Origin of the sequence: Streptomyces himalayensis subsp. himalayensis (assembly GCF_013778455.1) — a bacterium.
Classification (GTDB): domain Bacteria; phylum Actinomycetota; class Actinomycetes; order Streptomycetales; family Streptomycetaceae; genus Streptomyces; species Streptomyces himalayensis.
This window is the reverse complement of the sequence record NZ_JACEHE010000009.1, coordinates 267,853-275,813: the sequence shown is the minus strand read 5'-3', so window position 1 is coordinate 275,813 and position 7,961 is coordinate 267,853. Positions and strand designations below refer to the sequence as shown.

The 7,961-nt window shown below is 68.7% G+C and carries 4 protein-coding genes; all 4 read left to right on the top strand.

The genetic code is table 11. The annotated features are described in order from the left end of the window. Positions 1 to 176 precede the first annotated feature (176 nt). On the top strand, positions 177 to 1,955 hold the full coding sequence (locus tag H1D24_RS17625) for an Ig domain-containing protein (RefSeq protein WP_181658528.1): 1,779 nt from the start codon (positions 177 to 179) through the stop codon (positions 1,953 to 1,955). 99 nt (positions 1,956 to 2,054) lie between these two features. After that, positions 2,055 to 5,315, top strand: a complete 3,261-nt coding sequence (locus tag H1D24_RS17620; protein ID WP_220136833.1) for an alginate lyase family protein — start codon at positions 2,055 to 2,057, stop codon at positions 5,313 to 5,315. Positions 5,316 to 5,347: 32 nt separating this feature from the next. Further along, entirely contained in the window at positions 5,348 to 6,613 is a 1,266-nt protein-coding gene (locus H1D24_RS17615) for an alginate lyase family protein (RefSeq protein WP_181658526.1), read from the top strand. A gap of 520 nt (positions 6,614 to 7,133) precedes the next feature. After that, positions 7,134 to 7,949, top strand: a complete 816-nt coding sequence (locus tag H1D24_RS17610) for an esterase/lipase family protein (protein ID WP_220136832.1) — start codon at positions 7,134 to 7,136, stop codon at positions 7,947 to 7,949. The last annotated feature ends 12 nt before the right edge of the window (positions 7,950 to 7,961 follow it).

Below are 7,961 nucleotides of genomic sequence, written 5' to 3'. Positions count from 1 at the left end.
GGCCGGTCCGCGCCTCCTTGACCGGTCCGATCTCACGTGACCGATCCGCTGCGACCACTCGCGTGACCGACCGGCCGGACTCCCGTGACCGCACACTCCGGACTCTTGGGTCCAGACCTCAGCAACCTCAGGACCAGATCCACCCTCCAACCCTCCTTATCGCGAAGGAACCTCCCATGGCTGAACCCCAGGGCACTGGTCTGACCCGGCGCACCGTCCTCCAGGCCGCCGGCGCCACCGCCGCCGCGTACTCCCTGATCGGCGCGGCCGCCGGCACCGCGAGAGCCGACGACACGCCTGGAGCGTCCGACCGGCTGGTGGTGTACCCCATCCCGACCGGGGTACCGCTCAACACCAGCTTCTCCGTCAAGGCCCGTAAGCCCGGCGGCGAATGGCAGACGGTGCCGGTCGTGCGCGCAAGAACGAAGACCATCAACGAGAAGACCGGCGCCGGAATCGTCAGAAGCTCCTCGGTCGCCAGCCTCGACTTCACCGGCACCGTCGAGGTCGAGGTCACCTCCTCCAAGGGCGCCATCAGCTCCGCGCGGATCCGCCCCCTGTCGTACGACATCCCGCACGAGGTGAGCGGCGACACCATCACCTTCAGCCTCACCGAGCCGCGCAACCTCTCCATCGAGATCGGCGGCGACATCTACGACAACCTGCACCTGCACGCCAACCCGATAGAGGCGCAGCCGGAGGAGGACGACCCCGACGTCATCTACTTCGGGCCGGGCATCCACACCGTCCCCAACAACGTGGTGAAGGTGCCCAGCGGAAAGACGGTGTACCTGGCCGGCGGCGCGGTGCTGAAGGCCCGGGTGGAGTTCGTCAACGTGGAGAACGCCCGGCTGCTCGGCCGGGGCATCATCTGGGACTCGGACGCCGCCACCCTGGTGGCATTCTCCAAGAACATCGAGATCGACGGCATCCTCGCCCTCAACCCCAAGACCGGCTACTCCTGCACCATCGGCCAGTCGAAGCAGGTCACCGTCCGCAACCTGCACTCCTACAGCTTCGGCCAGTGGGGCGACGGCATCGACGTGTTCAGCAGCGAGGACGTCCTGATCGAGGGCGTCTTCATGCGGAACAGCGACGACTGCATCGCCATCTACGCCCACCGCTGGGACTACTACGGCGACTGCCGCAACGTCACCGTCCGCAACTCCACCCTGTGGGCCGACGTCGCGCACCCGGTGAACATGGGCACTCACGGCAACCCGGACAAGCCCGAGGTCATCGAGAACATCGTGTTCAGCAACATCGATGTCCTCCAGCACCGCGAGCCGCAGGTCCTCTACCAGGGCTGCTTCGCCCTGAACCCCGGCGACCGCAACCTCATACGCAACGTCCGCATCCAGGACGTCCGAGTGGAGGACTTCACCTGGGGCCAGCTGATCAACATGCGGGTCATGGCCAACCGGTACAACGCCGCACCCGGCCGGGGCATCGAGGACGTGTACGTGCGGAACCTGACGTACGACGGCACGCACGCCAACATGGCGATTCTGACCGGCTACGACGCTGACCGCCCCATCAAGAACCTCACCTTCCAGAACCTGGCGATCAACGGCACGGTCGTCTACGACAAGATGCGGAAGCCCGGCTGGTACCTGACCACCGACATGGTGCCGATGTTCGCCAACGAGCATGTGAAGGACCTCCGTTTCCTGGACGCCGCCACCCCGGCCTCCACGGTTGCCCCCCAGATCACCAGCCCGGACCAGGCCACGGCCATCAAGAACCAGGTCTTCAACCACCTGATCACGGCCAGCGCGCTGCCGACGTCGTTCAACGCGGAAGGGCTGCCGAAGGGGCTGGACATCGACACCGCCACCGGTCTGATCTCCGGTACCGCCGAGGACAACGTCGGCAGCTTCACGGTCACCGTCTCCGCCACCAACAGCGTGGGCACCGCGACGCAGACCGTCTCACTCACCATCCAGCACGCGTGACGCACCACCTCTGAACTAGGAGTCATCCCCGTGCTTCCTCTCAGCCGACGGTCCTTTCTCGGCGCGGCGGGGCTCGTGGCCGTGGCCGGAGGCGGACTAATGTCCGCCTCCGCCGCGGCGGCGTGGGCCCAGGACGACAAGACCGGGCTTCGGGCCTTCACCCACCCCGGACTGCTGCACAGCGCCGCAGATCTCGCGCGCATGAAAGCCGCGGTCGCCGCGCAGGAATCGCCCATCTACGACGGATACCTGGCGTTCGCGGCCCACGTCCGGTCGAAGGCCACGTACACGGTCCAGAACACCGGACAGATCACCTCCTGGGGCCGCGGTCCCACCAACTTCCAGAACCAGGCCGTCGCCGACTCGGCCGCCGCGTACCAGAACGCCCTCATGTGGTGTGTCACCGGCAACCGCGCCCACGCCGACAAGGCACGCGACATCCTCAACGTCTGGGCCAGGTCGCTCACCGCCATCACGGGCGCCGACGGCCCGCTCGGCGCCGGCCTCCAGGTCTTCAAGTTCGTCAACGCGGCCGAGCTGCTGCGGCACAGCGACTACGACGGATGGGCGGACGCGGACATCGCGCGCTGCGAGGACTCCTTCCTGAACGTCTGGTATCCGGCCATCTCCGGCTACATGCTCTACGCCAACGGCAACTGGGACCTGACGTCCGTCCAGTCCATCCTGGCCATCGGTGTGTTCTGCGAGGAGTGGACGCTCTTCGAGGACGCCCTGCGCTTCGCCGCGGCCGGTGCGGGCAACGGCAGCGTCCGGAACCGGATCGTCACCGATGCGGGTCAGGGCCAGGAGAGCGGCCGCGATCAGGGTCACGAACAGCTCGCCGCCGGTCTGCTCGCCGACGCCGCGCAGGTCGCCTGGAACCAGGGCGTCGACCTGTGGGGCTTCGACGGCAACCGCATCCTCGCGAACTTCGAGTACGCAGCCCGCTACAACCTCGGCGGCGACGTCCCCTTCACCCCCGACCTGGACCGCACGGGCAAGTACATCAAGAAGTCCGTGTCCGACAGGGGCCGCGGCACCCTGCCGCCGATATACGAGATGGCGTACGCGCACTACGCGGGCGTACGCGGCCTGGACGCCCCGTACACCAAGAACGCCGTCTTCCGCGGCACCGGCGGTATCCGCGTGGTGGAGGGCAGCAACGACGACCTGCCGAGCTGGGGCACTTTCGCCTACGCCGGCGCGACGGCCCCCTCGCCGAGCGCGCCGACAGCTCCCGCGGGTGTCACGGCGGTGGGTTCAGGCGACGGTGTCACTGTCGCCTGGCTGCCGTCCGCGTGGGCGACCGGCTACACGGTCCTACGGGCGACCAGCCCCGAGGGGCAGTACGAGAACGTCGCGTCCGGTATCGATACGCCGACGTACACGGACCGCGACGTACGCGTGGGCCGGACGTACTACTACACGGTCACCGCCACCAACTCGATGGGTGACAGCGGCAGTTCGGTCTGGGCGCCGGCGGCCGCGGGTCTCCCCGAGCCCTGGTCGACCCGTGATGTGGGCGACGTGAAGATCCCCGGCTCCGCCCTCTTCGATGGCGAGCGCTTCGTGCTGGAAGCGAGCGGCACTTCGGACACCTACCGGCTGGTGCACCTGCCGCTGAACGGCGACGGCACCGTCACCGCACGGGTCGTGTGGCCCCTGACCTCGCAGTACTCCAAGATCGGCGTAACCCTCCGCGACTCTCTCGACGCGGACGCCCCGCAAGCCTCGATGCTGATCCAGGGGCTGCCGCTGCACACCTGGAGCGGTGTGTGGACCGTGCGCCCGTCGGCCGGGGCGAACGTCTCCGCCACCGGCAGCACACCCGTACCGCCGACCCAGCAGCAGGCCATCACCACCTCCGCCTCGTTCCCGATCTCCGACCTCGGCGCCCTGCCGGAGTCGGCGACACCGCTGGAGGCGCCGTACGTGGAGGGCGCGGGCGACGGCTACCGGTTGCGGATGCCGTACTGGGTCCGCGTGACCCGCAAGGGCAAGCGCTGCACCGGAGCGATCTCCCCGGACGGCATCCGGTGGACCGAAGTCGGCTCCACCGAGGTCGACTTGGGGCGGACGGCGTACGCGGGCCTCGTCCTCACCTCCTGCCTGGGCGTCGACGAGGAGTACGCCGAGACCGGCACCGGTGCCTTCGACAACGTCAGCGTCATCTCCTCCACGTCCGGCGAGGTCTGGTCCGTGCCGCGCCCCGCGCGCGCCGCGACCGACCTGACGGCGACCGCCGGCGCCGACGCCGTCGAGCTGGCCTGGACCGACCCGGACCTGTCGGCCTCCTACAAGGTGCTGCGGGCGACCGGCGCCGACGGTCCGTACGTGACCGTCGCGACGGGCGTGGGCCCGGTCGGTTTCGGCACCCGTATCCGGTACGCCGACGCCACCGGCGCGCCCGGCACCACGTACCACTACGCCGTCGCGAAGACCAACTGCGGTGGGCGAGGCCGGCTGTCGGACTCCGCCGCCGCGAAGATGCCGACACCGTCCGTGCCCGAACTCACCTCCGCGACCACCGCGTTCGCGAACAAGGGTGTGGCCGTCCGGCATCAGCTGCGGGCCTCACACGAGCCCATACGGTTCAGCGCGGACGGCCTGCCCGACGGCCTCCGTATCGACAAGCGCACCGGCCTCATCTCCGGAACGCCCAACGTGACCGGCGAGTTCACCGTCACCACCTCCGCGGGCAACGCGGCCGGTGACGCGTCGGGCAAGCTCACGCTCACCGTCGGCACGCCGCCGCCCGACCCGTGGACGTACGGCGACCTCGGAGACGTGGTCCTCGGCGACCGCGATTTCGGGACGTTCGGCGTGGTGGCCGTCACCACCCCCGGCAGCACCGCATACGAAGACGGGACCTTCGTCGTGCGGGGTGCCGGGACGGATCTCACGGTCAACAACCAGGGAATGACAGGCCAGTTCGTACGACGGCCTGTGACCGGAGACTGTGAGATCACCGCTCGGCTCGTCTCCCGTACCGGCGCGACCGCCGACCGGGTGGGGCTGCTCATGGCCAAGTCCCTGTCGCCGTTCGACCAGGCGGCCGGGGCGATCGTCACGGGCGGGACTACCGCGCAGCTCATGCTGCGCACGACGGTGGCCGGAAGGTCGACGTTCACCGGGAACGGCGCGGCCACCCTTCCCAGCCTGCTGCGACTGAAGCGCACCGGGACCGCCTTCAGCGCAGCCGTCTCCACCGATGACGGTGTCACCTGGACCCCCCTCGCCGCGGGAGAGATCCCCGGCTTCGGTGACGCCCCCTACTACGTGGGTCTCGTGGTGTGCTCGCGCGCACCCCTGGCCCGCTGCACCTCGCACTTCGACGAGGTGAGCATCACCCCCACGTAAATCCCCCAACGGGATTGGAGATGCACAACAGAATGAGCCGCATAGACCCCCACACGAACGAGCGGGACCGGGGGGAGGTGAGCCGCCGCGGTCTGCTCCGGACCGCGGGCGGTCTCACCGCCGCCCTCGCCGTCGGCGGCGCCACCACGGCGCTGACCGGCGGCACCGCCGGCGCCGCACCCGCGACCTTCACCCACCCCGGAATGCTGCACAACTGGGGCGACATCAACCGCGCCAAGGTCAGGGTCGCCGCGGGCAACGACCCCTGGCTGTCCGGCTGGAACCGCCTGACCGCCAACTCCCACTCGCAGTCCACCTGGACGGCGAGGCCGCAGTCCGTCGTCTACCGCGGGTCAGGGACCTCGAACAACTACACGATCCTCTACAACGACATCGCCGCCGCCTACCAGAACGCATTGCGCTGGCATGTCGGCGGTACCACGGCCAACGCCGACTGCGCGGCCCGCATCTGCAACGCCTGGTCGAGCACTCTGACGTCCATCCAGGGCACCACGGACGCGAACCTGGCCGCAGGCATCTACGGCTGGCAGTTCGCCAACGTGGGCGAGTTGCTGCGCGGCTACAGCGGCTTCGACCTCGAAGCCTTTCAGCAGATGATGCTGAACGTCTTCTACCCGATGAACCACGGGTTCCTGAGGGACCACAACTTCGCCTGCATCACGAACTACTGGGCCAACTGGGACCTGTGCAACATGGCCTCGATCATGGCCATCGGGATCCTGTGCGACGACGGCGCCAAGTATGACGAGGCCGTCAACTACTTCAAGACCGGCGCGGGCAACGGCTCCATCCAGCACGCGGTGCCGTTCCTGTACTCAGGCGTCGAGGGCTACGACCTCGGCCAGTGGCAGGAGGCCGGCCGCGACCAGGGCCACTGCATCATGGGCATGGGCCAGATGGGCGCGCTGTGCGAGATGGCCTGGAACCAGGGCGACGACCTGTACAGCTACGACAACAGGAGGTTCTTCAAGGCGGCCCAGTACGTCGCCAAGTACAACATCGGCCTGGACGTGCCGTTCACCACCTACAGCTGGGGCAGCGGTCAGAACTGCGCGTACAACGAGCAGACCGTGGTCGCCTCTGGCGCCCGTGGCCTGGTGCGCCCCGTGTGGGCCATGCTCCACTTCCACTACAACAAGCGCATGTTCTGGAACGACAAGTACATCTCGGACATGTACTACAACCTCGTCGGGACCGAGGGTGGCGGCGGTGACTACGGCTCCACCAGCGGAGGCTACGACCAGCTCGGCTTCGGCACGCTGATGTACGCCAAGTAGGGCCACTGAGGAGGGGCCGACGCACGGCAGCCACGGGACGGCTGCCCGTCGGCGCCGGGTGGTACGGCGCACCTCCCCGGTATGCGCCGTACCACCCCTCAGTGGCGCCACGAGAGCGGTGACGGACAGCCCCCGGCCCCCACCAGACCGTGGCGGGGCAACCGGACACCAAATGCCAATTCAGACATAGCGGGAATTCGGCGGCGTGAGGTGGATCACCTCTCCTTGTAGACGCCTGAAACCTGTGGCTAACGTCCTCGCAACCTGCTGGAGCGGAACCTCCGCAGCCGGATGCCGGGTCGACTGCTACGCCCGGTGGATCTTCGCCCGGTGGGTCGTCGAGCACAACGTGCCGCTGCGTGGCCGGCCCCTTCCCGGTCCGCACCCGGCACCTCATCCCACAGGCAGCAGGGAGTTCCCCCATGCTTCTTTTCGCATGCCCCCACACGCGAGACGGGCGAACGGTCCGCGGTGTCACCGCCGCCGACGCCGTATCCCTCACTGCCTGTACCCCCGCCCCATGAGCTCGTTCCCGCTCCGTGTGCTCACCGGAGCCATGTGCGCAGCGGCCGTGGAGGTGGTGGCGATGACCACGGCACTGGCCCTGTATCCGTTCGGTATGGGCGCGGACGACGCCACCGCCGGCGTCCGGACCGTCGAGCCGCCGGACGACGGCACTCCACGGGTTCGTACGCTGCGTGAGCCCACCGCCGATGACATCCCCGTCGTGCTGGTGCACGGTATGAGCAGCAACAGGGCGATCTTTCACATCCTCCGGCGCGACCTGCGCCGAGCGGGCTTCCCGCAGGTGACCGTGCCCAACTACAGCTGGCTCACCACCGACGTCCGCAGCGCCGCACGGATGCTGGCCGCGGAGGTGGAGCGGCTGTGCGAGCGCGGAGGGCACGAGCGCGTCCATGTGATCGGCCACAGCCTCGGGGGCCTGATCGCCCGCTACTACGTGCAGCGTCTGGGCGGCGACGCGCGCGTGCACACACTGGTCACCCTCGGCACGCCGCATCACGGCACGCTGGTCGCCATGCTCCCCCTGCCGCACCCGGTGATGCGACAGCTCAGGCCGGGCAGCGACCTGCTCACCGAGCTCGCGGAGCCCGCCCCCGGATGCGCGACCCGCTTCGTCGCGTTGCACAGCGATCTCGACGAGCTTGTCATCCCCACCGGCAACGCCAGGCTTGCCCATCCGGACCTGCGCACCAGCAACATTCCGGTACGGGCCGTCGGCCATGTGTCGCTTCCTCTGCACCGCAGGGTCGTGAGCGAAGTCTGCCGAGTGCTCCACGACGCGCACCGGCCCGAGACCACAGCCGCGGCCTGAGCGGCAACCTTT